This is a genomic window from Nocardia sp. NPDC004260 (genome assembly GCF_053603155.1).
The window spans coordinates 1-1,133 of record NZ_JBSGEZ010000281.1 but is presented as its reverse complement, the minus strand read 5'-3'; the positions used below and the strand labels follow the sequence as shown (position 1 = coordinate 1,133).

The 1,133-nt window shown below is 63.3% G+C and carries 2 protein-coding genes; one reads left to right on the top strand and one right to left on the bottom strand.

Annotated elements, in window-relative coordinates; genetic code table 11:
• Positions 1-85: 85 nt before the first annotated feature.
• Positions 86-259: a hypothetical protein gene (locus tag ACWEO7_RS39655; RefSeq protein WP_452431020.1), complete on the bottom strand. Its 174-nt coding sequence runs from the start codon at positions 257-259 to the stop codon at positions 86-88.
• 636 nt (positions 260-895) lie between these two features.
• Between ACWEO7_RS39655 and ACWEO7_RS39650 the strand changes: the two genes are divergently transcribed.
• Positions 896-1,133 (top strand): recombinase family protein (locus tag ACWEO7_RS39650; protein ID WP_452431018.1); only part of this gene is annotated, 238 nt, incomplete at its 3' end.

Below are 1,133 nucleotides of genomic sequence, written 5' to 3'. Positions count from 1 at the left end.
CGTCATCGACCAGCAGTTCTTCGACCTCGTTGCCGGACTCGACTTCCCCGAATGAACAGCAGTCGCCCAGCAGGCGAGGCGGGCATCAGGGGTGCTGGAACTGCCAGTGCTGGGTGTCGCTGGTGGGGGTGTAGCGGGTCAACCCGACCTGTTCGCGGTCGCCGTCGGTGTCGTGGCTGAGTAGATCAAGGACGAGGTCGCTGGCCGAGCAGACAGCGATCCGGTGACGGTCGGGGTGGGTGTCGTCGCGACCGTTCACGATCCGATACACCCTCGCTCAATACAGCCACAATTCAGAACTCACCGGCCATTGACATCCGTTGTTTTGCGGTTTCTCCGGAGACCCGAAACCGGCGCACGCCAACAGATTTGATGCCGTTCGACGACGGCTTCGGCCCCGTGCAGTGCCCGGGGCCGAAGCCGTGCTGGAGGCGACATCCTCGACGGGGCATCGAGGCTTATCGGCGTTACCTCTGCTCACCCGGGGTGGAGGGCATCCTCGCACCGGTGTCGCGCTCGGCGGTAGGAGGGGTGACATGTTCGCGTGCGGCGGCATCCTCGAGGCCGGGGTTCGAAGCAAGCGAATTCGGGCACTGGTCGAAAAGCCGTAGGTTCGGCCGTGACGCCAGGGTTGGGCCTACGGTGCCGTGTCCAATCGCGCGGATTGGATTGCGCACCCACGAGACAACTCTGTGCTGAAACCGGGAAATTCGCAGGTCAGATGGGCGACCTAGTTGTATGCGTTCACTATCTCACGTAAACGCGTCTACGATAGACCACTACGTGATCTTGGACAGAACGGTGTTCTCCCAGGACCGGGTCTCGCAAAACCCACCACATGGACAACCCCGCGAAACCCTGTCCTGTCGGTGGGTTGGGATAGTGTCTCCGCGTTATGGGACACAAGATCGGGTACGCGCGGGTGTCCACCGCCGATCAGAACCCCCGGGCCCAACTCGATGCCCTCGCCGGCGAGGACTGCCTGAAGATCTACACCGACCACGCCTCGGGCACCCGCGCGGACCGGCCGCAGTGGCGAGCATGCCTGAACGATCTGCGCCCCGGCGACACCCTGATCGTGTGGAAGATCGACCGGCTCGGTCGCAATCTGCGCGATCTGATCGACATCGTCG